Source organism: Aliiglaciecola sp. LCG003, assembly GCF_030316135.1.
Taxonomy (GTDB): Bacteria; Pseudomonadota; Gammaproteobacteria; order Enterobacterales; family Alteromonadaceae; genus Aliiglaciecola.
Map to the genome: position 1 here is coordinate 1933335 of NZ_CP128185.1, position 23567 is coordinate 1956901.

Below are 23567 nucleotides of genomic sequence, written 5' to 3' on the forward strand. Positions count from 1 at the left end.
ATATGCATTGAAGTTAACATTCAATGATGTTGACCGCTAGGCCGCCACGGGCGGTTTCTTTGTATTTAGACTTCATGTCGTTACCTGTGTCCCACATCGTCTTTATTACCTTGTCTAACGATACCTTATGCTGGCCCGTGCCTCTTAATGCCAGCCGAGATGCGTTGATGGCTTTAATCGCGCCCATTGCATTACGTTCGATACAGGGGACTTGTACCAGCCCTCCTACTGGATCGCAAGTTAAGCCCAAGTTATGTTCCATGCCAATTTCTGCTGCATTTTCTACTGCATCCACTGATCCTCCAATAATCTCAGTTAATGCACCCGCAGCCATAGAACAGGCCACGCCAACTTCACCTTGGCAACCCACTTCAGCGCCAGATATAGATGCATTCTTTTTATATAAAATACCTATGGCAGCGGCAGTCAGCAGATATCTAGCGGCGGTGTGTTTTTCCACTTTTCTGACAAACTTATCAAAATAACACAGCACCGCAGGAAGTATGCCCGCTGCACCATTGGTAGGGGCGGTAACCACGCGACCGCCGGCGGCATTTTCTTCGTTAACGGCCAGAGCGAATAAGTTTACCCAATCCATGGCTTGCATAGGATCTGAGGTTTGCTCCGTTTCTAAGCGACGATATAAAGCCGGTGCGCGGCGAGTAACTTTTAATCCACCTGGCAGTATTCCTTCACTGTGAATACCATTGTCAACGGACTCAAGCATGACTTGCCAGATGTGCCACAATTTATCGATGACATCTTTTTTCGGTTGCACTGTGGCCTCATTTTCCAACATTAAGGCGCTAATACTCAGGCCGTTGTCTTTGCATTTTTGAATCAACTCAGCCGCAGTTGCAAAACTGTAGGGCAGAGGACGTTGCTCCGCAGCCAGTGACATATTTTTTACAGACTGGAAATCTTGTTCCTTGACGATAAAACCCCCGCCGATGGAATAGTAGGTTTGACGAGCAATTTCCTGATCTTTTTGGTAGGCAAAAATCGTCATACCATTAGCGTGCAAGGGTAGGGTTTTGCGACGGTGAAAAATAATTGCGCCTTCATTGGGGAATTTCACCGGGAATTGCTGGTTTAAACGTAGGATTTTGTTACTGGCTATTTCACTTAACAAACCATCGACCAGACTAACGTCTACTGACTCAGGGTCATAGCCCATTAACCCTAAAATTACGGCTTTACCGGTTCCGTGACCTTTACCTGTCTGGCCTAAGGATCCGAACAACTCCACAACAACCCTATCCACGGTTTCAATTTGTTGCTGTTCTTCTAGCTGCTGACAAAAGGCTTTCGCCGCGCGCATGGGTCCTACTGTATGAGAACTCGAGGGGCCAATACCGATACTGAACATGTCAAATACACTGATCATTACTATCTCAAAAAATACTTATCTTCAATGGCGCTAACTATGGCCATAGTTGAGTAGCGGAGCAAGGAAATTAGCGCAGATAATTTAAAATGATTTTGCTGTAAAGCGTAAAGAAAACTTGATAAAGACCAATTGATTAGTCAGTTAACGCCATCAAATCAATATGATTGGATAACAACCGCACAAATGCAGCCGTCGCCCCCCAAATTGTTTTGTCCTGCCAGCGAATAAAATAAATAGGATGCTCACGTCCCGAACGATTTACCCAATGGATCAAATGCTGACTTTGATCCATTAAATGACTAAGGGGTACTTCAAAGACATTATCGACTTCATTTTTATCCAATTTGAGGTGGAATTCTGGAGTCACGAAGCTGACAAAAGGGGTGACAGCGAAACGGCTAACGGTTCTAAACATGGGCAAAGTACCGATTACGCTAATTTTATCCGCGCCTATCCCGATTTCTTCTTCAGTTTCACGCAGTGCGGTCTGCATCAAATTTGCATCGTAATCTTCTTGCTTGCCCCCTGGGAAACTGACCTGACCCGGATGATGCTTGAGATGCTTGGCCCGTTGGGTAAATAGTACAGTTAGCTCACGCTCTCGCTCTATTATCGGGATTAAAACCGCAGCAGGTTTTCCTGGCTTCAACAGCGGAAAGTCGGCCTCAGGTGTGACTAGGCGTGCATGTTGAAAACGTGATAGAAAGTCATTTTTGTTCATTGGCTTCGGCTAATATGGGTAAAATCTTAGAGACTTTATCAAAGCTTTCCTGATATTCACTGCTCGCTTTAGAGTCAAGCACTATACCACCTCCAGCCCAGCAATATAGTTGACCTTTCTCAGCGAGTAAAGTTCGTATACAAATACTGGTATCCATATTGCCGTTTATATCGATATACCCGATGCTGCCACAATAAATATTACGCCGCTGAGGCTCAAGTTGATCAATAATTTCCATTGCCCTTATTTTCGGCGCACCGGTTATTGATCCACCCGGAAAAGCGCCTCTTAGTAAATCAAGGGCATGTTGGTCAGCACGCAATATCCCCGTTACCGTACTCACCATATGATGAACCGCTCTGAAGCTTTCGATTTTAAATAGTTCAGGCACCTTGATTGAGCCATCTTCACAGGCCTTACTCAAATCATTTCGTAGTAAATCCACTATCATTAAATTTTCAGCACGGTCTTTTTCTGAATTGAGTAGATCTTGGATTTGCTGTTGATCCCGCACCGCATCTTTATCTCGAGGTCGAGTACCCTTAATGGGTTGCGAATCGACCTGCTTATCGATGACTGATAAAAATCGCTCTGGTGAGATACTCACAATGGCATTGCTTGGTAATTGTATAAAAGCTGAAAAAGGAGCTTGGTTAGCCTGACGCAAGATGAGGTATGCTTGCCAGAGTGAGCCTCGGTAACTGGCTTTGAAGCGTTGGGCTAAATTTACTTGATAGCAGTCTCCGGCGCGCAAGTACGCCAATACCCGGTCGATATTTTCATAGTACTGCTGTTGACTCATATTAGATTGCCAATCACTGGTTAAGTGAAAGGGCTGATCAGTTACAGGCGGTTGATAGACCAAAGCCTGAATAAAATCTGCGCTGGGGGCGGTGAAGTCATCCACACTGGTTAAATAGAATTTTCCTGTTCTATTGTCTTTGATAACACTCCAAGTATAAATTCCGACTGCCATATCTGGTGAGCAGTAATCATCTACGGCATGATTCGGTAGCGTTTCAAAACAACGGCCTAGGTCATAGCCAAAATAGCCTAAGGCACCAGCATGAAAAGGTAAATTTGGCGCTTGGCAGTCATGCTGCTGGGCTTCTTGTCCAATTGTTGCCAGCAATAAATCCTGCAAGGCATCTATAGGGTCTTGCTCAACAACCCGCTGCTGGGGTTGGGACAAGGTGCTGATGACACAGCGGTTACCCTTTGCGGTTATGGTTGCCACAGGCTCAGCTACGAAAATGTCAAAGCGGGCATTTTTGTGTTGGCTATTGGCTGAATCTAACAGCATTGACCAAGGCGTGTCAGCGAAATGCGCAAATAGTTGGGTGATATCAGTCTGTTCAGGTACAGCAAGTGTTTGAATACGATAGTGTTTGGGTGTGCAGTGCAGCATTTGATTTCAACCGGCTATTTTTAAATATGCGCGTTTAGCGATGGAGCAAGACATCACAAAAGGTTATCATAATGTGATTTTACGCACGACATAAAAAATGTCCTTTCAATTTAATAACGAGGCACCTATGGCACTCATTCGACAACAGGATTTCATTGATAGCATCGAAGATGCACTGCAGTTTATCTCTTACTATCACCCTCTGGATTACGTTAAGGCAGTTGAAAAAGCTTATAATCAGGAAAAAAGTGAAGCCGCCAAAGATGCGATGGCGCAGATCCTAATTAACTCGCGAATGTCAGCCGAAGGCAAACGACCCTTATGCCAAGATACCGGTATAGTGACTTGCTTCGTTAAAATCGGTATGGCAGTGCAATGGGACAAAACCGATATGACGGTCCAGCAGATGGTTGATGAAGGCACCCGTCGCGCCTATTTGAATCCAGACAATCCATTGCGAGCATCTATCGTTGCCGATCCTGCAGGTGCTCGGGTCAACACTAAAGATAATACCCCAGCGGTAGTGCATATTGACACTTTTGCAGGTGAAGGCATTGAAGTGATGATTGCTGCAAAAGGCGGTGGCTCTGAAAATAAATCAAAAATGGTGATGCTAAATCCAAGTGATGACATCGCCGAATGGGTAGTCAAAACCTTGCCGACTATGGGAGCGGGGTGGTGTCCACCTGGCATGTTAGGAATAGGCATTGGTGGTACAGCAGAAAAAGCTGCTGTGCTTGCTAAAGAGAGCTTGATGGACCCAGTTGATATACAAGAACTGATGGATCGCGGCGCGGTAACCACTGAAGAAAAGTTGCGCTTAGATATTTTCAAGAAAGTAAATGATCTTGGCATAGGCGCGCAAGGGCTAGGTGGTTTAACTACCGTAGTAGATGTCAAAATCAAATCGGTACCTACTCATGCGGCGTCAAAACCTGTGGCGATGATCCCAAATTGTGCTGCAACACGACACGCGCACTTTCATTTGGATGGCAGTGGCGCTGCTGAATTTACCCCACCTAAACTTGAAGATTGGCCTGACATTACGTGGGAAGTGGGCAAGAACACTCGCCGGGTAAATTTAGATGAGGTGACTAAGCAAGACATCCAAGAATGGAAAGTTGGTGAAACAGTACTGCTCTCAGGGAAAATGTTGACCGGACGAGACGCTGCTCATAAGCGCATTCAAACCATGTTAGACAATGGTGAAGGCTTGCCAGAAGGCGTTGATTTAACTAATCGATTCATCTATTACGTCGGGCCGGTTGATGCCGTAGGCGATGAAGTAGTGGGACCTGCAGGGCCAACTACCGCCACACGGATGGATAAATTCACTGACATGATGTTAGAGCAGACAGGCTTGATCGGTATGATTGGTAAAGCTGAGCGTGGACCAGCAACGGTTCAAAGCATCGCGAAGCACAAAGCAGTGTATCTGATGGCGGTAGGCGGAGCAGCCTACTTGGTGTCTAAAGCGATCAAGAAATCTCGCGTGGTTGCATTTGAAGATTTAGGTATGGAAGCTATCTACGAATTTGAAGTAGAAGATATGCCAGTGACGGTTGCGGTAGACAGCACGGGTGCCAATGCCCACGAAACAGGCCCTGCAATTTGGAAAGCTAAAATTGAAGACTTGAACAAAGCCTTACAACCTTCATAGTGTTATATGATGGCAGCAGCGATGTGCTGCCATCCTCCTTTGTGTTCCGCCCAGCTTAATAGAAATCAATGTATTATGATGTTATCCCAAACCATGCTTTTAATTATTGCCCTCGCAGGTTTATTCGGTCTTTTAATAGGGATGATGTTCAGTAGTTTTACTCAACAGCGTAAAAACCGGCAACAGCTTGCATCAATCGTCAGTCAATATAATGAAAAGATACAGTTATTAGAGCAACAGCTTGAAGGGCAAAAAGACCGCTTAACAGAACAATCGCGTCGCTTAGAGCTGGCGCATCAAGAGCAATTGCAAACGCAACGACAACTAGGTGAACTGGAGCAAAAAAAGCAACAAGTCAGTCACTATCAAGAACAATTACTAAGTTGGCAGAACAAAGCTCAAACCACTCAGGATAAAGCCAATCATTACTTTGCGCAGTTAGAGTCTCAGGCCGCGGCTTTTGAGCAAGAACGAATTGCTTCACAAGACAAATTAGATCTATTGGCTAGCGCCGAATTAAGACTCCAACAACAATTCGAAAATTTAGCCAATAAAATTTTCGAACATAAACAACAAAAGTTTACCCAATCCAGCAAAGCTGGATTGGATGCGTTGTTGTCACCTTTGAAAGAGCAGATTGAAGGTTTTAAAAAGCAGGTGACAGATCAATATGTCAAAGAAGGGCAAGAAAGAGCCTCACTGAAAACTGAAATTCTAGGCCTGAAAGAGCTGAATCAACAAATCACCCAAGAGGCCGCTGCACTTACTAAAGCGCTAAAAGGTGACAACAAGCAGCAGGGCAATTGGGGCGAAGTTATCCTTGAACGTATTCTGACAGAATCCGGTTTACGGGAAGGCCATGAATTTGAAACTCAAAAGTCTTTGAAAAATGACGCTGGTAAGCTTTATCAACCCGATGTAGTGGTGCACTTGCCTAATGAAAAAGATATTGTGGTTGATTCAAAAGTTTCCCTCGCCCATTACGAACGCTATTTCAATCAACAAAGTGATGAAATCGCTCGGCAGGAACACCTCAAAGCCCATGTTAATTCGTTACGCCAGCACATACGTGAGTTAGGCAAGAAGAATTATCAAGATTTAAAAGGAATTCGTACCCTCGATTATGTTTTGATGTTCGTACCCATAGAATCGGCTTTTTTACTCGCCATTGATCAGGCCCCAGAGCTGGTGAAAATGGCGCTAGACAACAATATTATGTTAGTTAGCCCAACTAATCTGCTGGTGGCTTTGCGCACTGTAAACAACATTTGGCAGTATGAATATCAAAATCAAAATGCCCAGCGGATCGCCCAAAACGCTGCAAAGTTGTACGATAAATTTCATGGTTTCATAACCGACATGGAAAAAATTGGTCGCAGCATTGAAACCCTAGACAAAAGCTATTTAGGCGCAATGAACAAGCTCAGTAATGGTAAAGGAAACCTAGTCCGTCAGGTCGAACAATTCCGCGAGTTAGGGGTGCAAACCAACAAGAAACTAGATTCTCAGATACTGCAAGACAACGACGAAGGATCAAGAGGGTCAGAGTAACTTGAAATTACCAATTCGCAACAATACACTTCCATTTCGTAGACGATAGCTGCAAAATTAATAATTTATCCAGTCGCAATATGATATTTCAACCCTTTGCTGGGGTTAGTAGCCACGTTGACGGTCTACGACACCCGTCATGGGTTGTTGGTTTGCATACTGTTTCATATTTGCCAATAAGGTCTCACCCGCACTCTGGGTTTGGGTGACTGCGGCAATGTGAGGGGTGATCAATACCTTGGGATGCCGCCACAATGGGTGTTGTTCTTCCAGTGGCTCTTGCTCAAATACATCCAGTACAGCGTAGTTCAGATGCCCATTGTCTAGTAGTGCCAACAAGTCATCAACGACTAACTGTTCACCCCGACCAACATTGATAACGCTGGCATTTGGAGGTAATAACGACAAGATATCTCGATTGAGCAGCCCTTTGGTAAGTTCGGTTAGTGGAAGTAAACAAATCAGAATATCAGTCTGGCTTAAAAACGGTTCTAACTGCTCACGTCCATGAAAACAATCCATCGCTTCTATAGCTTTAGCAGTACGACTCCAACCCAGTAGATTAAATCCATTGCTTTTTAAGCACTGTGCAGCTGCTTGACCAAGGTTTCCCATGCCCATTATTCCTACCGTTCGCTGGGCAGTTGTACAGGCGGGTAGGGCAAGCCATTGCGCCTTATTTTGAAGATTGCGATAAGCAATTGTGTCGCGATGAATGGTCAAAGCAGCCATCAAAATGTATTCAGTCATCATTTGGGTGATGGTGGGGTCAAGCATACGTACTACTTGTACATACTCTGGAATGTTGGCTAAATCAAATTGATCTACGCCTGCGCCAACCGAATAAATAACCTGCAAATTAGGATAATCTGTTTGATAATTTCGCGGTAACTTCCATGCTATTAAAACATCAACCTTTAGGGGATCTATCACCTCCGGCCAGTTTTCCCAGTTTGCCTCGGGTAAGGTCGATGCAAATAGTGCTTGCCAACGTTGTCCTCTATCCCTCGGTCCCCGATAAAGAATATTAATACTCATAGTAATTTACACACCTTAATAATTACTGTTGCCTATTGAAACCGCCGGAGCGTTTACCTGATAACAAAGGTGATCGAATTGAGTCATTGACGATAACTACAACCCCGTCCGAAACACTCATTAAACTCTTAGTTTTGTCCATTTTACATTTTTTTAAGCTTATTAGTTGACGTAAGGCTAAGTAGGTATTAATGTAAATGATAATGATTATCATTTGAATGGTAAGCGAGGTGATATGTACTGTTTCACATTTTACTCTGTCGAGATGGCGGTCAGAACAGCTGGTAACAGTTCTGATTTAGACACAATCGGCATGTATGTTCATATGGGGTTGGAAAGGACCCAAACAATTACATGTCAAAATACAACTAGACGTATGCATATGCACATGGTCAACACGTTGATTGAAACTATGTGTGACGGCTGTATCCCTCTCTATTGGCGCGAACGCTGCCACCGTTTTCTTAGAAAGCTAAAACCGCTGCTTTATGAAATGTTAGATGAGCAGACGTACCGTTCAAAGGTTGCCGAAATAGAAATGCTCAGTGAGTATTTTTTGCTACCCACGACTAACGTGGTTGCGCCGAAAGGCACGTTAACGCATCAGCGTAATGCAAACTAACCCGCTGATTGGTAGTTAAATTAATATTTTACTGTAATAGAAAGGACAACTAATATGTCGAAACTGCAATTTATATGTCAGCATCACTTTGATTGGGTAGAGGCAAATCCCAAGGAAGCTTTTGATAGTGTCATCCAGATGTCAAAAATAGCTGAAAGTCTGATACATAATCACCAGTACACCCAAGCATTACCCTATTTAGGCACCGCACTTGAAACGGTAGAGATCATATTTGATAATCGTCTCGAATCGCCACAATTGACTACTAAATTAACCTCATTAGCCATCATGCTGGCACAAACTTACGCAAGATTGAATAGAGCTGAGTTTGGTAAGCAGACATTGGTGCGTATTGAGCAAAAGCTACAATGTGCCATCGATTGTGCCGAAGGCTATGCCACAAAAGTCGCCTTTTTCAGACATTGTCGAAGTGCGATTACAGAGGCTAATTTTGAAATGCTAGGATATGCTCAAGTTGTTCAGGCGGGTAGGGTAAGCGCATTGCATTAACTCTATGCGCTTTTTATTTTTGAATCTAAAAACTATTATACTAGCTGGCTGGAAATACTTTTAGACCAAAACATAGATTGAATTCGAACGGCTGAGACCGGCACTAAACTCAACTAGAATTGAGAGTATTGACGGATCAAATTATGATAAACGTGATGCAAACTATCGAGTTGCTCACGAGGTGCGCTTCCTTGGCTCGACATCTGCTGAATGGTTCTATCAAGTTGATAAAGAGTTTGCCGCAAACTCGCATCTGGCACTAAACTTTGCATCCAACAAATTGCCGCTAAGCGTTGTCCTTTGGTTACAGGAGTAACCATATGCAGGCTGCTTGAAGGGTAAACCAGCGCATCTCCTGCGCTTAATTTTATTTTCTGCTCACCAAATTCGGTGGCAATGATTAGCTCGCCACCTTCATATTCCTCAGGCTCACTAAGAAACAAAGTCATCGACATATCACTACGTAACACGTCTTGCGTGCCGGGAATGCGCATGATGGCTGCATCCACATGAAAGCCGTAGGTTTCGCTTTTAACATAGCGATTAAAACAAGGCGGGAAAATTTTATGGGGCAACACCGCTGAGATAATCTCAGGGTTTTGCCCCAGTCTTGATAGTAATCCATTGGCCAAGTGCTTTACCTGCTCATCTGCGGGATCAGCTTGGCTATTGGATTTGACATCAGCGGCCATTCCCATGGCACTTTGTTTCCCATCCTGCCACTTAACATTACTGAGGGTGTTTCGGTAATGCTTAACTTCAGATGTTGAAAACAATTGCTTGATAATGACCATTGATGTCTCCTAGATTAAAAATTCCACGTTACAGATGCACGTACTGAACGAGCTTCACCCAAGTACATAAAAGAACCTGAACGATAAGCCGCAGTCCAGTATTCTTTGTCGAATACATTACCCACGTTTAAACGGAAGTTGACGTCGTTGGAGTAGTAATAGTTGGCGAAGATATCTACCACGCTGTAGCTAGGTACCACTATACTATATTCGCCTGCTTCTTGACTATAACCGGCAGCGGTATCAGGTTGACCACCAAACATTTCACTTTTGTATGTGTATGAGGTACCGAAAGCCCAAGTATCATTTGGCTGATAACGCAATTGCACATACAAGCTGTCATCAGCAAAGTTACTTAGCGCCAAGCCAATAGAATCTTCACTATGTGACTCCAGTATTTCGGAATCCATCATAGAAGCACTCAACTGTATGCTCAGCTCATCAGTGATGGCACCAGATAAGGATACTTCAATTCCTTTGACGCGGTTTTTACCGGTGTTAAGGGTACCTAGGGTCGAGTAGTCGTCACCGACACTTTCCATTACATCACTTTTAGTGATTTCGAAGTATGCGGCAGTGGCTAGAAGCCGCTGGTCGAATAATTGCCATTTCGTGCCTAATTCAATATTGTTTACACGCTCCGGATCTGATTGGTCTACCTGTTCTGGTGAACCACATAATCCGCCGTAGCCACAACTTCCGCCGACATCAGATTCTCCGCCATTAATATTGCTAGCAGTACTATAGGTTAGGTAAACGTTGCCTTCGTCAGTCAAGTTATACACTAAGCCCAAGTGTCCATTGGTAAATCCGTCTGAATAGTCAAAGTATGTCAGGGTACCCCTACTATTGACCGTATTTTCATAATCATATCTATCGTGACGAATACCAAAGAACACATTCCACTCATCGTTTAGTTCCATATTATTCATGATGTAAAGGGCAGTGGTTTCTACGTCTGCTTTAGCATCGCTGTCACCTCTGGAATAATCTCGCTGCATCAGTGACCGGGCGTTGTCTAAGATGTTTCCTGAACCATCTAGAATACAATAAGAATCAGATACTCCTCTGCGTCCGCCTACACGACAATTGGTTTCACCTAGGTAGTCAATGTTATAAACACCGTTATCCACCTGTTCGTGACTATAATCTAAGCCGAATACCCATTGGTTTTTAAATCCGAAGGTATTGTTTTCGAGGAAGAAGTTAAACTGAGTGGCTAAATAATCGACATCTTGCCAACCTTGGTGGTTACTTATTCTTAGCGTGTCAGCCCCAGGGGCTGTTTCATCACTGACATCTCGCACTGCGCCGCTTACACCGGTAGTGATATAACCATTGGAGGTTTTACCCCAACGGGTCGCATTGTAAAATTTAAGGCTGTCACTGAACTCGTATTCGGTTCTGAGTGTTAAGGCCTTTACCTCAGTATCAAGGAAGTCTTCATTTTGCGCATATACAGGAATATCACTGATAGGCTGACGTGTGGTGCGGTCAAAATAACTACCCAAGTCGGGCACATCTTCTGCGTTTAAGTAGTATGCATCAGCGATAAAAGATAATTTGTCAGTAGGAGCATGAAAACCTGATAACAACACACCTTGACGGGAACGCTCAATACCATCGCGATTTGGAACCGTTTCTTCGGTACTCAACACGTTTAAGCGCACCGCGGAATCAGTATTGATTGCTACGTTTGAATCCACGACAACACGATAGTGATCGTCTGTTCCAACACTGGCATCTAAGCGGTTAAAATTATAATTCGGAGAGGCTTGTTTAGTGATGCTGTTAACCGCACCGCCTGAAGAGCCTCGTCCAGCGAAAGTAGAGCTTGGACCCTTAGTAATTTCGACTTGTTCGGTAGCAAAACTTTCACGGGTTGTCATACCAGGATCACGCAAACCATCGACAAATACGTCACTGCGGGCTTCATGGCCACGAATGATGTAACGGTCACCAAAAGCATTGCCGTTTTCGCCTGTTCCAATGGTTACACCAGATTGACTAGCCAAAATTTCTTTTAAGTCAGACTTTCCCGAATCTAAAATTTGTGACTGGGTCAAAATCGTCATTGTTTGAGGCGTGTCTGCCAAATCAGCACCACGACGCATATCTCCAGAGCGGGTTACACGATATGGGGAAAACGCCATACCATAAACTTCAACAAGTTCGATTTCTTTAGTTTCGTCTTGGTTAACTTTACATTCTTGTTGTTGGGCTGCATTACCAAGTTTTTCACAGTCTGTTGTATCGGCATTGGCCGCAAAAGGTGTGACGGAAAGTGCTACTAGCAGTGCTTTTGAACCCAATTGCTCAGCAATTTTAGTGTGACGCATTAAGTTATTCTCCAGTGTGTTTTTGTGTTTTTCCTAAAAATCTGAGCAGAATGATATATAAAGTTTCCATTTCTGTAAATAGTAATGATAATAGTTATCATTTGGGTTGTTAGTGTTATTTGCCCTTGGGATAAAGTCTACACAAGCTTAGCTACACAAAGTGAAGCCCAGCATATGCCATCCGAACTAATCATTAAGACTATGGCAGGCTATGCAGTATGAAGAAGGGAGGCGGGATGACACGGGGTTATCAAAAGAGAAAATGACAGTATCGGTCTACGAAAAAAGACCTATCATCAGCCCGATTTGCTGAGCTTGAGCAATATTTTGAAAGGGACAAATAGTTTTAGCAGGGTATCAAGTGCATCCAAACACCCTTAGCTTGGCGGTAGTGATTTTAACGTGGGGGATCTGCTTTGTCTGCGGTAGAGGTATTTACTCTGAACCAACCGGCAATAGAATATCTGTCTCTGTTTGCAGCCAAAACTTCATGGGGAAACTCGTCACTTAAAAAGGTCACTAAGGTGCCATAATGAGGCAGTATTTTAGTACCAACCAAGTCAAATTCGTCTTGATAGATAACTAGTTCTCCTGCATCGTCGGTAACCCAGCCAGGATTCAAATATAAAACTACCGATAAAATTCTATTTGTATCGCCCTTAAATGCATCGACGTGGCGTTTATAAAAGTCACCTGGTCCATAGTGGGCAAAATGACTTTCGAAAGAAAACAAACCGAGAAAAAGGCGTTTATTCAGAAATTGTTGAAGTTGATGAGTCCAGTCTAACCATGCTTGTCCTGCTGGGCTGCTACCATTTATCCAACATATTTCATCCCGTCTTACAAAGTGATTTTGCATCAGTTCATTTTCGCGGCCTATGCCGGCTTGATCGAACTGCTCGGACGACATTCCGTGCACCTGGCTCCACAAACCCTCAATTAATTCAATAGGCAGAGCATTCGGTATAACGGCCATCCCATTAGCGTATATATCCTCTGCAATAAGATTATAGGTTTGCAGATTTTGTTGCGTGATTAACTCTTGGCTAGACTGGATTAAATACACTAGTATTCTCGGTTTAAACATGAACCCGCTTTTTATACGTATACAGAGCAATTAGCAACAATTATTGATGTTGTTGAACCGTTTAATTAGTTTACATATTATCGAATGTGGGTAGCACGTCGAATTTTACCCTACACAATGTAACTATTTCACATTGGCCAACCGGAAATAGTAGGATATCTTCTGATCGTTTTGGTATGTTGTTGTTCTGTATGAAAAAAACTCATGAAACATATTGGTATCATTCTGCAAAACAGAGTAGTCTTATCAATACGCTATTGGGATCTGGTGTCATACTCGTTAGGCAAATTTGGCACTAATGATATCTACCGCGTTATTGTTAAACGAAATTCATCCCCACAATGCATAACATTAATGTATATATTCAACATTGAAGAGAAACAAGATGGCAACAAGACAGGCTAATGAGCAACCAGCACAAAGCAATAACGGCCCTAAGGTATCCGAGGGTCGTACTTATTATTTGCGAGTTTTGGTGCTCTTTGCGACCTTATACACCTTGTATTTCGCACAAACCTTGCTGATCCCTCTGGTTCTTACCATCTTAACTGCTTTGTTGTTAAGCCCTTTGGTGAATTTAATGAGGCGCCTACATATTCCTAGGCCTATTTCAGCATTAGTACTAGTCTGTGCCTTGGTGGCGCCCTTTAGTTTTTTGTCGGTAGAACTGGCAGAGCCAGTGCAAAAATGGGCTAAAATGATCCCTGAATTATCCGAACACCTGACCGATCAATTAGATTCCATCAGTGATGTTATCAACGGGGAAAATCAATCGGCCGAGCAGGCCAAAGAGAGCGATTCTTCGTTTAGCTTTTTTGGCTGGTTCAGTGATGAAGAGCCAGAGAAGCCCATAGAGGAGACGAATGTAGTTAAGGAAAGAATTAAACAAGGGGGTATCGAGATAATGTATTCGGTACTCAGCGCCACGCCTTTTTTGTTAGCGCAAATCCTCACAAGCATTATATTAATTCTTTTTCTGTTGATCTATGGTCCGGATTTATTCAGAGCCTACATCAATGGTTTGCCTCAACTCACCCAGCAAAAGCGCGCATTGTCACTACTCAATACTATTCAAAAAGAGCTTTCGACCTATATAGTGACAATTAGCATTATCAATACGTGCCTGGGGCTGGTGACCGCATTGGTGTTCTATTTGTTGGGAATGAAAGACGCATTGTTATGGGGGGTAGTGGTGGGCTTACTTAACTATGTTCCCTACCTAGGCTCTTTGATCAGTTTATTTATCATCTCGGCTGCCAGCATGCTGCAATTCGGAATGGTATACGCTGCTGCCATTCCGCCATTGGTTTACATAACGTTAAATCTAATTGAAGCACAATTTATTACACCAACAATTTTAGGCCGCAATATGCGACTAAATCCATTAGTGGTAATCGTTTGGTTGCTAATTTGGGGCTGGTTGTGGGGAGCGGTTGGCGTGTTACTGGCAGTACCACTGCTGGTTTGCTTAAAGCTGGTGTTGTCTCATATGAAAATATGGACCAGTTGGATAAAGGTTATAGAAGCGGGTGGGTAAGTAAAGCACAGCAAGTTATAAAGGACGTGGCCGAATTAGACTCTGCTGTCCCAAGCTGAGCGAAAACACAGAAAATGAGGAGCACATCACATTAAATTTTTATTTAAAGACTTTAAACAGTTAGCACTTTTTTTCATCCTCACAGCGGTGGTGGCAATCTTTGTTGAACTTGCCGGAGTTGTTTTGCACGGCGGTACGGCAGCCCTTGATGAAAAGATATTACTCAGTTTTCGTATTGTGACCGATGTAGGTGATCCCATTGGTCCTAAGTGGGTCGAAGAAATGATGCGGGATATTACTGCGTTGGGTGGGGTAGGGATGCTGGTATTTATGACATTTATCGTACTCGTCTATTTACTGATGGAAAAATATAACAAAGCGGCACTGTTATTGTTTGTGGCTATTGCTTCAGGTATGGCGGTTAGTTTCACGTTAAAGTATGGCATCACTCGCCCGCGTCCAGATCTGGTGCCTCACGGTAGCTACGTTTACACCAGTAGTTTTCCCAGTGGACACGCCATGATGTCAGCCCTAGTCTACTTTACAATTGCAGGATTGTTATCACATATAAAATTGAGAAAGCGAGTGAAAAGCTATTTCTTTTTTGTTGCAACACTATTAACGATCTCTATAGGTATAAGCCGTATTTATCTAGGGGTGCATTGGCCAACTGATGTACTTGCAGGATGGTTGTTAGGGGTAGGCTGGGCAATTTTGACATTGTTTGTGCTTAGGTATCTCAAATACCGAGGTTGGATTGGTCCGCAAAGTGAAGACAAATGACGCTTAAAGGTAGTTCCAGCTCATGCCAAAACGTCTAAAAGGATAGCCAGAATGAACTTTCCCAAATTAACGTTCCTGTAGCGGTTCGCCCATAATCACTAACACTACACAGGATAGTTAACTCTCTTGAAATCCCCATGAGCTTGGAACGAAGAAGGGGTTAAACATCGAATCTTCACAAAATGATCGATAAACGTATTGGTCATTTTTACATTTTTAGTCTGAATCTTAAGCTATATTGCCCGGAATTTAGCGCAACTTGTGCACAATTTTGACTGTCTACTGGGCTAGGAATTCTTCTCCATTTCTATGTATAACTCAGTCGCTAAAATCTGTATACAATGCCTTTTTTTCAAAGCCATTTAATAAACAAGGTGACAAATATATTTTAACAGTCCATATTAATATGGCGAAATTCAACAGAATCAATAAGTTAAATTATTTTCAATGGTTGTTTTGCGTCTGTGTTGCTCTCAAAGATGAGCATATAGTTTTAATACAAGGAGAATATGCAAAATGTTTCAGTTAACAAAAATTCTAATCCTGGTGATATTCACCACCTTTGCTCCACTGTCAGTTGCCTTTGATTTTGAACCATGTAGTGAAGATCATTGTGTTAGAACATTCAAAGACTTTAAAAAATATGCCAAAAAAGGCCATCCCAGCGCGATGGAAGCTTTGGGCAACTTTTATGTGACGGGTTATGGCACTGATAAGGATCCAGGCAAGGCGCTGAGAATGTATAAGAAAGCCGCCAAGTGGGATCAGGCTAGTGCACAATATAAAGTTGGGCTGATGTATATTTCGGGTATGGCAGATGATGACGCCAGCAAAGGGATAAATTACTTGAAGAAGGCGGCTAGCAACAAAGTTTATGATGCCGCTTATATCCTTGGGGTGATTTATTTAGAAGGTGATATAGAACCGAAAGATTATGAACAAGCCAGAGAGTGGCTTGAACTAGCTTCAGAAAATAAGGTATCTAAGGCGTCCTATTTATTGGGGAAAATGTATGAAACCGCATTGTTTGGTGAAGATCAGAAACCGAATGCCATTCCTCTTTACAATAAGGCTGCTTATAAAATTGAAGCCGCCAGAGACCGCCTCAAAGCCTTAAATCAACCCTTACCACCGGGTAGCGATGAAAATATAGAACGTATTGTGGTTAACCCGCAAGATATCCAAGTCTTTTTCAATGACCAATTAGAGATACTAGCTAATACACCAGCCCCAAAAGTCGGCACTGGTAGTCGTATTTCAGGACAAACTTGTGAGAAAATGATGTCCTGCGGTACGATTGGTAGCATTGAAACTCAGCAATTGCATTCTGAAGTGCAGCGAGCGGTTGGTAGGCTGATCGCCAGCAAATTCAGGATTGTCGAATGATAAGTGAGGCAAGCTAGAGCCTACTGAGCAATACACGGCCAACTTTATACTTGGCCTTTTTTTTGGATATTCTTGAAGGTCACCGCATCTAATCCAGCCAAGAGAACGACACTCTGTTTTGTAGCGCTATTCCCAGCAAAATAGACAGAGTGTTCTTTAGTAAAATGGAAGTTGGGAGCTTCCCAAAGTATCTACGATTGCATCTTTAGCCTATTTTCTAATCACAAAGAGTAACAAGTAATTCGCACGACTTGGCGTGGAAATAATTGTGTGAAGAAATAGGGGACTAAATCTGAGACACCAAAGGCATTCATTTCAATATAGTAAACACTTCAGACTAAGCCAATTTTAGGCGTTATTAGCTAAGCTTTCATGTTTGGTCATATGCAGGAAAACGGCAAGTGACATCAGCAATAAGCTGGCGGAAACAACGACCGCGACCGGATAGTATAAATTACCGGCTAAATCCAGCTGACTATACTTAATGATCATGATTAGACCTTCTAACACCAATGCAATCACCACTACACTTACAAAACGGGTGACGGTTCGGCGAATAGATAGAAATAAATTAGAGTCATCTTCGAATTTATATTCTTTTAAAATACCAATAGCTAGCTCAAAAGTAGCTAATGCAATGAAGAGATCATTGATTGCTTTAATTACACCGCTAATAAACTCTTCGGCAAAAAAGGCTTGGTTAAAGTGATAAACTGCCAGTGCGACCAAACTTAGTGACAAGGCCATAAATAGTATGGAGAAACCGGTGGCACTAACCTTCATCATGGTTTTATTTAGCATTCAATTACGTCCCCTAGCTAAGATAAAAGTTGTACTAAAGTGCAGCGCGGGGCACTGTCTGCTGGACTGATGACAAATGTAAATCAACCAAATTCAGTCCACGTTTAGCATGATCAAGGGCCTGCTGCTGCCAATTGGATTGATGTAATTTTTTAGAAGATTTTAAATAATAGTGGGCTCTTTGGATGCGCAACTTGCCATTTCTGGTCGCAGGATAATAAGTCAAGTTGTCTAATTTCTGCTCCAAATTTTGTATTTCAATTGTCGCAGGACTAGACTCGTGCGCTGGTTTAAAATTGGTCTGTGCAACCGCCGCACCTATGGCAAACATCAATAAACACAGTGATATTAAAATTTTCATTCTGGTCCCTTAGTAATGGATTAAAAGAGTTTCTGAAATCATTAGTTGCACTATTGGTGCCAAGGGACTGCTTTAATTAAGAAAATCCAAAATTATTTCTAAGTGTATGATTTATAGTTATTAATATATTCAAACTGAAGTGGAATAAATACTTTTGTGTTACGCAAAGGGAGTAAGAGACGAGAGGGTTGGGTAACTTTTGCAGAATATATCGGTCGATTTTACATACTTAACTGGCGCTTGAGGTCAGTGATTTATCGATTTTGTCATTATCTTATGCAACATAGCCGGACGAAAAGTTAGACAGAAAAAACATAATACAGATTATATTAAGGATTAAATACCGACAATTTCGCTGCGTCTTTGCACAAAGATCACGTCACGCCATTGGCCATTTAATTGGGCAATTTTTTCACGTATTCCTAAAGGCACGAATCCATTTTTCTTATGCAAAGCAATACTAGCAGTGTTTTCAGGGAAAATAGAAGCTTGCAACATCCAAATGTTATTATTCTCAGAAGCGGTAACCAAATTAGAAAGAAGTATCTGGCCAACACCTTTCCCTTGCGCATGCTCAGCCACATAGACACTCACTTCAGCTACGCCCTGGTATACCTCTCGAGTTGATACCGCTGAAAGCGCCGCCCAACCTAAAACTTCCTGTTTATCTATAGCCACTAAGCGGCAACAGCTAAGCATTGAATTGTTCCACTGGTGCCAGGTTTTAACCTTGGTTTGAAAGGTAGCATTGCCTGTATTTATGCCCTGTTGGTATATATCTCTTACTGCAGGATAATTTGCAGGCTCAAAACTTCTAATTGTTATTGTCTGGCGCAAGTTAAATTCAGTCCTATTTTGAGCTAGCCAGGGTAAAACTAGTCTAAGGTACCTAACTTTATTTTTGAAGTCATTAAACGCACAGGACTAGCGCCTGCCACGAAAAGCTTGTTGTATAGGGATACAGGTCTTTTGCGACAGGAGTATTTAACCTGTGCGTACTTGGCCACCAATTTTGTGCCTTTTATCAAATCTAGAATACCCAGCAAACCAAACAGTAGGTGGTGACGTTAGAGGGGCAGTCTATGCTGGCGAAGATGCGTCCTGCCAGCATATGTTAAGAAAATAAAGATATAGTCTATGCTTAGTATAAATTAAGTAGGCGCTATCTTTCGCCCCCTAATGAGCAAAGCCCGCGGGAAAGTGGCATGAGTAAATTTCAATTACACGGTAAAGTCGAGTTAATCCTAGATGAGAATATTCTCAGGGTTGAAGGTTATGGACCATGGAATATTGAATCACTCATTGATACAAAACAACGAGTAATGCCTCTTATGAGTCAACTGAGTGCCGGTCCATGGGGCGTACTGGTAGTGTTATATGGTGAACCAATATATGTCCCCGATGCCGCTAACTATTTGGTGGAATTGATTAAAGAATTGAAAAAACGTGGAAGAACTGCCTCGGCAATCATGGTTGAAGAATCAAATGAGCCTGAATTTGCAAAGCGGCATATCAGTTCCATCTTTGAACGGGCAGGGGAGACATTTCGTTTTTTTAAACATCAAGATGACGCAAGAGTATGGCTAATAGAAAAACTTGCTGCAGCTAAAAGCAATAGCCAACCTAGATAACTCATGTAACAAAGCTTATCCCATTTAAACCTGCATTGCCGTGCTGAATTATTTAATATACTTTTATAGCATTGAATGGTTAGTATTTTTAAAACTGGTGTTGCTGTTCAATATGCAAAAACACAAATATCGATTACGTTTAATTAAATAATCCACACTGATATGGGCATCTAATGAGTATTAATAAAATAGCGACATTGAGTATATTATTGATTTTAGGAGGCTGTGCATCTTATACCACTCCCGGTGGCAGTATAACGCTCAGTGAGTTAGCGGATGCGGATATTAACCAGCTCATGGCTAATCAGCCAGCTGCGAATTTTCCGGCTAATATTTCAATCGCTAGGGTTCAGGCGCCTGGATATCAATCTTACAAAGTCAGCAGTTTTGGCACAGGCCGTTACAGTGTTGTTACCACGCGTGATGTGGCGACTGATGATGACTTTACGCGGTTATCTCATCTGCCAGGAATTGCTGGCATTGCGCCGCTGAGTCGAATACTACTGCCGGTTAATCTTGATTCAATCAAATCGTTGCGAGCAGCATCCGCCAGATTAAAAGCAGATATTCTGTTGATATATACCTTTGATACGTCCTTTCACGCCGGAGAGCAAAAGTTTGCACCCTTGAACGTTATTTCACTCGGCTTTTTAAAAAATAAACAGGTCATGGTAACTACCACTGTTTCAGCAGCATTCTTTGATGTGCGCACTGAATATTTATATGGACTTTCTGAGGCTACATCCAAACAGAGTAAAAGTGCGAGTGTATGGAGTACAAGTGACGCGGTAGATGATCTGAGGGTCACTACCGAAAAAGCAGCATTTCAAGATTTGTTACCTGAAATAGAAAAAACGTGGCACAACATTCTCTCTCAGTATACGAATAAAGGTATCTAAATAATTCACGGCTTTGTCACCCCTCAGTCTGTATTAACTGAGGTAAAAGGTGTTTTGTCTAATTTATCATGTGCCATCCCCACATTATCTGCCACAGTGGCACCACGAGTGCCAATTGGTTTGTCTGGTCCTGTAGTACTGTCTCTACGGGTTTGCAGTTCGATTGATGAATTCAATTCTGCTCCAAGAAGAATGACAAAAGCAGTGATATAAAACCACATCAGCAAAATCACTATTCCACCAATAGAGCCATAGGTTTCATTATATTTAGCGTATCCAGTTAAATAATAGGAAAATAAAACAGAGGCACACACCCAGCCAATGGAGGCGAAAAATGATCCTATGGTCACCCAGCGCCATTTTGCATTACTTCTTACTGGTCCGTACCTATATAGGCTTGAAAGTCCAATGTTAAACAATATTAGCAAGGTCACCCAGGTGATCCATTTTATTTGCCCTGCGCCTAATTCTAAGCCACTTATATTGCGTATTAATATGGGCAATAGGGCGATCAACAAAAGGGCTGAAGCAATTAACAAAATCGCAGCAAGGGTCAGCACGAATCGAAAGGCGATATTGATAAGAAAGCTGCGGCTTTGCTGTTCTTGATAGGTGATGTTACAGGCAGTTACCAATGCTTGAGAACCTTTGCCTCCACTGTAAATTGCTAAACCTAAGCTTACTAAAAACCCCAAAGTCAATGATGCGTTTGAGGTAGAAATAACCGTCTCAATTTGCTCTTGTAATATGTAGCGACTGTCCTGCGGAAAAATATTTACGATAATGCTCATATGTTGACTCAACTCGTCGCTTGAAACAAAGAGTCCATATAAAGAGATCAAAGCGGCTAAAAGCGGAAATATAGCCAACAAAAAATAAAATGCTACCCCTGCAGCAATCAGCGAGAGGTTATCTCGTTTAACTTTCGCCACTACACGCTTACTAATTTGCCACCATCCCAATAGTGGAATCTGGATTGGGTGATACGCAGTGACGCCAGCTTTCTTAGTCATTGATGATACCTTTGTGTTGTTAGTTTGCGTGTTAATAGTTCGTTTAACCTGGTTTGGCTCAAATCTATTTCTACTCTTTTTGTACAATTAATAATGCCTGAAATTTTTACAGTTAGCTTTGCAATAATTACCAATAAGCAACGCCAAAGTTCAACGAAAGTTTATAATTCGCAATTAAAACAAAGGCTTAAATAATGGCTCGATATTCGCTTAATGACTTATGAACTAATCAAACATTTTCAACTAGGAGAACAAAATGAAAAAATCAATTAGCTCGATTTTAGTCGCTGCGGCCCTAACTGTCTCTTCAACATCTGTATTAGCCGAAAATAGTTGGAAAGATACTGCCAATGATGCGTGGATTGATGGAAAAGCTGAAACCACATTGTTATTAAATGGTAATCTGGACTCATTTGATATCAACACTGACGTCAAAAACGGTAAAGTTACCCTCACAGGTAAAGTCGATAGCGAAGTAGACAAAGCATTAGCCGAAGAACTGATTGCTAATCTTGATGGTGTAAAGAGTGTTGATAACATGCTAACGGTTGTTAACGAAGACAGAGAAGAAGACAGCTCTGCCATGCAAACGTTAAAAGACACCAAAATAGAAACTGTGGTCAAAACCAAGCTTTTATTCGAGTCTGAGGTCCGTGGTCGTACCATAGAAGTTGAAGTGAAAAATGGTGCAGTTACGCTAACAGGTAATGTAGATTCTGACGCTGCCAAAGACCTAGCCGGTGCAATTGCTAAAAATACCAATGACGTTAAAAACGTGGTGAATAAACTTAAAGTGTCAAACAGCTAGGGATTTGTTCCTGAAGTTATAGTGGTAATAACGGTGCCTTTTAGGAGGCACCATTATTTATTTATTAGAAGGGACCAGCCATGAAATTTAAGCGAACCGCTACGCAGAAAAACGAGTTCAGTACGGATAAAATTAAACATTTTAATTGGTTTGATAAAATCAATAATGCCGCTACAGAAGTGAATCAGCATATTTCCCAGCCATTCGCTAAGCTTGATAACAAGAAACAAAAGTACAGCCACTGACAGAAGTGAACAACGTGATGATCAATAATATGTCCGTTCCACAAAAACCTGTTATAGCCCATCCCCTTGGTAAATCGGGGCAATTAACTATGTGTCTCTTATTTGTAAGTAGTTGTCCAGAAAAAACCGATATGGTTAACAATCTGTTCAGCCAAGAGTTCAAGGTGATTGGTTGTTCAAGTGGAAGATCCGCTCTCAAAGCTGCTCTCAAGGATGATATTGACGTTATCCTAATTGATGCTAATGTGAATGATATGACTGCTTTGGAGATGTGCAAGTTTATTCAGCGTAATCCCCTGACTCAAAACATCCCCTTTTTAGTGATGTCACACAATCCCACTATAGTAGAAGAAGAAACCGCACTTTTGCTTGGTGCCGCAGACTATTTTCCATCTGATGTGACACCATTGATTTTATTTAGCCGTGTCAAAACTCACATGGATTTGATTCACAAACATCGAGAGTTAGAATTGATTTCTAGCACAGACGGTTTGACTGGCTTGGCCAATCGAACTCAATTTGATACGACAATGCGAAGAGAGTGGCATTCAGCGCTTCGCGGCGGTTATCCTATTGCCGTTATTATGGTAGATATCGACGAATTCAAGCTCTACAATGATACCTTTGGCCATTTACAAGGTGATGAATGTTTAAGAAAAGTAGCCCTAGCAGTGGAGCTATCTAAACGCAGAGATGAAGATCTTGCTTGCCGCTTCGGAGGCGAAGAATTCATTCTTATATTGCCTTTCACTGATATAGATGGTGCCCGCCAAGTTGCTTCTACACTACTACAGAATGTTACAGAGCTATATTTAGTTCAGGCAAAGAAGGCACAACATCCTGCTGTCTCAGTCAGTGCTGGCATTGCAGTGCATACACCTTCTATGAATGATCAATATGAAATGACGCCAGAGGACTTGATTGAAAAAGCCGACGCCAGTTTATATAAGGCTAAAAACAATGGTAGAAATCGTTGGTGTTAA

23 protein-coding genes are annotated in these 23567 nt (G+C 42.2%); 12 read left to right on the forward strand and 11 right to left on the reverse strand.

Going from position 1 to position 23567, the window contains the following annotated elements; all coding sequences use genetic code 11:
• Nucleotides 1–13 precede the first annotated feature (13 nt).
• From QR722_RS08300 to pabB, 3 genes are all read right to left on the reverse strand, one after another.
• Complete coding sequence (locus QR722_RS08300; protein ID WP_286287036.1) at nucleotides 14–1387, reverse strand: L-serine ammonia-lyase; 1374 nt, start codon at nucleotides 1385–1387, stop codon at nucleotides 14–16.
• A gap of 136 nt (nucleotides 1388–1523) precedes the next feature.
• Nucleotides 1524–2111 (reverse strand): CoA pyrophosphatase, encoded by a 588-nt coding sequence (locus tag QR722_RS08305; protein WP_286287038.1) that lies wholly within the window; start codon nucleotides 2109–2111, stop codon nucleotides 1524–1526.
• Nucleotides 2098–3519: an aminodeoxychorismate synthase component I gene (pabB, locus tag QR722_RS08310; protein WP_286287040.1), complete on the reverse strand. Its 1422-nt coding sequence runs from the start codon at nucleotides 3517–3519 to the stop codon at nucleotides 2098–2100. The genes QR722_RS08305 and pabB overlap by 14 nt, the downstream gene beginning before the upstream one ends.
• Before the next feature lie 127 nt (nucleotides 3520–3646).
• Here pabB and QR722_RS08315 point away from each other — a divergent pair, with 127 nt between their 5' ends.
• Both QR722_RS08315 and rmuC read left to right on the forward strand, forming a co-directional pair.
• Nucleotides 3647–5179, forward strand: a complete 1533-nt coding sequence (locus QR722_RS08315; RefSeq protein WP_286287042.1) for a fumarate hydratase — start codon at nucleotides 3647–3649, stop codon at nucleotides 5177–5179.
• 75 nt (nucleotides 5180–5254) lie between these two features.
• Complete coding sequence (gene rmuC / locus QR722_RS08320; RefSeq protein WP_286287046.1) at nucleotides 5255–6730, forward strand: DNA recombination protein RmuC; 1476 nt, start codon at nucleotides 5255–5257, stop codon at nucleotides 6728–6730.
• A gap of 105 nt (nucleotides 6731–6835) precedes the next feature.
• Here rmuC and QR722_RS08325 read toward each other — a convergent pair whose 3' ends face one another.
• On the reverse strand, nucleotides 6836–7768 hold the full coding sequence (locus QR722_RS08325; RefSeq protein ID WP_286287049.1) for a 2-hydroxyacid dehydrogenase: 933 nt from the start codon (nucleotides 7766–7768) through the stop codon (nucleotides 6836–6838).
• A 235-nt stretch (nucleotides 7769–8003) separates the two neighbouring features.
• Here QR722_RS08325 and QR722_RS08330 point away from each other — a divergent pair, with 235 nt between their 5' ends.
• Nucleotides 8004–8390, forward strand: a complete 387-nt coding sequence (locus tag QR722_RS08330; RefSeq protein ID WP_286287050.1) for a hypothetical protein — start codon at nucleotides 8004–8006, stop codon at nucleotides 8388–8390.
• Nucleotides 8391–8444: 54 nt separating this feature from the next.
• Nucleotides 8445–8900: a hypothetical protein gene (locus tag QR722_RS08335; RefSeq protein ID WP_286287052.1), complete on the forward strand. Its 456-nt coding sequence runs from the start codon at nucleotides 8445–8447 to the stop codon at nucleotides 8898–8900.
• 113 nt (nucleotides 8901–9013) lie between these two features.
• Here QR722_RS08335 and QR722_RS08340 read toward each other — a convergent pair whose 3' ends face one another.
• From QR722_RS08340 to QR722_RS08350, 3 genes are all read right to left on the reverse strand, one after another.
• Nucleotides 9014–9694 (reverse strand): Fe2+-dependent dioxygenase, encoded by a 681-nt coding sequence (locus QR722_RS08340; protein ID WP_286287055.1) that lies wholly within the window; start codon nucleotides 9692–9694, stop codon nucleotides 9014–9016.
• Nucleotides 9695–9708: 14 nt separating this feature from the next.
• Nucleotides 9709–12033, reverse strand: coding sequence for a TonB-dependent receptor (locus QR722_RS08345; protein ID WP_286287057.1), 2325 nt, complete (start codon nucleotides 12031–12033; stop codon nucleotides 9709–9711).
• A 397-nt stretch (nucleotides 12034–12430) separates the two neighbouring features.
• Nucleotides 12431–13120 (reverse strand): 2OG-Fe(II) oxygenase, encoded by a 690-nt coding sequence (locus tag QR722_RS08350; protein WP_286287060.1) that lies wholly within the window; start codon nucleotides 13118–13120, stop codon nucleotides 12431–12433.
• A gap of 385 nt (nucleotides 13121–13505) precedes the next feature.
• On the opposite strand from QR722_RS08350, the gene QR722_RS08355 reads away from it, so the two are divergent.
• The 3 genes from QR722_RS08355 to QR722_RS08365 all read left to right on the forward strand — a co-directional run bounded on the left by QR722_RS08355 (nucleotide 13506) and on the right by QR722_RS08365 (nucleotide 16826).
• A complete protein-coding gene (locus tag QR722_RS08355; RefSeq protein WP_286287062.1) occupies nucleotides 13506–14657 on the forward strand; it encodes an AI-2E family transporter in 1152 nt (383 codons plus the stop codon).
• A gap of 150 nt (nucleotides 14658–14807) precedes the next feature.
• Entirely contained in the window at nucleotides 14808–15440 is a 633-nt protein-coding gene (locus QR722_RS08360; RefSeq protein ID WP_286287064.1) for a phosphatase PAP2 family protein, read from the forward strand.
• A 516-nt stretch (nucleotides 15441–15956) separates the two neighbouring features.
• Complete coding sequence (locus tag QR722_RS08365; RefSeq protein WP_286287066.1) at nucleotides 15957–16826, forward strand: tetratricopeptide repeat protein; 870 nt, start codon at nucleotides 15957–15959, stop codon at nucleotides 16824–16826.
• A gap of 348 nt (nucleotides 16827–17174) precedes the next feature.
• On the opposite strand, the gene QR722_RS08370 is transcribed toward QR722_RS08365, so the two are convergent.
• The 3 genes from QR722_RS08370 to QR722_RS08380 all read right to left on the reverse strand — a co-directional run bounded on the left by QR722_RS08370 (nucleotide 17175) and on the right by QR722_RS08380 (nucleotide 18825).
• Entirely contained in the window at nucleotides 17175–17627 is a 453-nt protein-coding gene (locus QR722_RS08370) for a hypothetical protein (protein WP_286287068.1), read from the reverse strand.
• A gap of 34 nt (nucleotides 17628–17661) precedes the next feature.
• Nucleotides 17662–17988: a hypothetical protein gene (locus QR722_RS08375; RefSeq protein ID WP_286287069.1), complete on the reverse strand. Its 327-nt coding sequence runs from the start codon at nucleotides 17986–17988 to the stop codon at nucleotides 17662–17664.
• A 336-nt stretch (nucleotides 17989–18324) separates the two neighbouring features.
• Entirely contained in the window at nucleotides 18325–18825 is a 501-nt protein-coding gene (locus QR722_RS08380; RefSeq protein WP_286287071.1) for a GNAT family N-acetyltransferase, read from the reverse strand.
• A 368-nt stretch (nucleotides 18826–19193) separates the two neighbouring features.
• Between QR722_RS08380 and QR722_RS08385 the strand changes: the two genes are divergently transcribed.
• Both QR722_RS08385 and QR722_RS08390 read left to right on the forward strand, forming a co-directional pair.
• On the forward strand, nucleotides 19194–19619 hold the full coding sequence (locus QR722_RS08385) for a hypothetical protein (protein ID WP_286287073.1): 426 nt from the start codon (nucleotides 19194–19196) through the stop codon (nucleotides 19617–19619).
• A gap of 173 nt (nucleotides 19620–19792) precedes the next feature.
• Nucleotides 19793–20518: a hypothetical protein gene (locus tag QR722_RS08390; protein ID WP_286287075.1), complete on the forward strand. Its 726-nt coding sequence runs from the start codon at nucleotides 19793–19795 to the stop codon at nucleotides 20516–20518.
• 23 nt (nucleotides 20519–20541) lie between these two features.
• On the opposite strand, the gene QR722_RS08395 is transcribed toward QR722_RS08390, so the two are convergent.
• Nucleotides 20542–21531: a YihY/virulence factor BrkB family protein gene (locus QR722_RS08395; RefSeq protein ID WP_286287077.1), complete on the reverse strand. Its 990-nt coding sequence runs from the start codon at nucleotides 21529–21531 to the stop codon at nucleotides 20542–20544.
• A gap of 256 nt (nucleotides 21532–21787) precedes the next feature.
• Between QR722_RS08395 and QR722_RS08400 the strand changes: the two genes are divergently transcribed.
• The 3 genes from QR722_RS08400 (at nucleotide 21788) to QR722_RS08410 (ending at nucleotide 23567) form a co-directional block, all read left to right on the forward strand.
• Entirely contained in the window at nucleotides 21788–22339 is a 552-nt protein-coding gene (locus QR722_RS08400; RefSeq protein WP_286287079.1) for a BON domain-containing protein, read from the forward strand.
• 80 nt (nucleotides 22340–22419) lie between these two features.
• Complete coding sequence (locus QR722_RS08405; RefSeq protein WP_286287081.1) at nucleotides 22420–22584, forward strand: hypothetical protein; 165 nt, start codon at nucleotides 22420–22422, stop codon at nucleotides 22582–22584.
• A gap of 89 nt (nucleotides 22585–22673) precedes the next feature.
• Nucleotides 22674–23567 carry a GGDEF domain-containing response regulator gene (locus QR722_RS08410; protein WP_286287083.1) on the forward strand — a complete coding sequence of 298 codons (894 nt, stop codon included), beginning with the start codon at nucleotides 22674–22676 and terminating at the stop codon, nucleotides 23565–23567.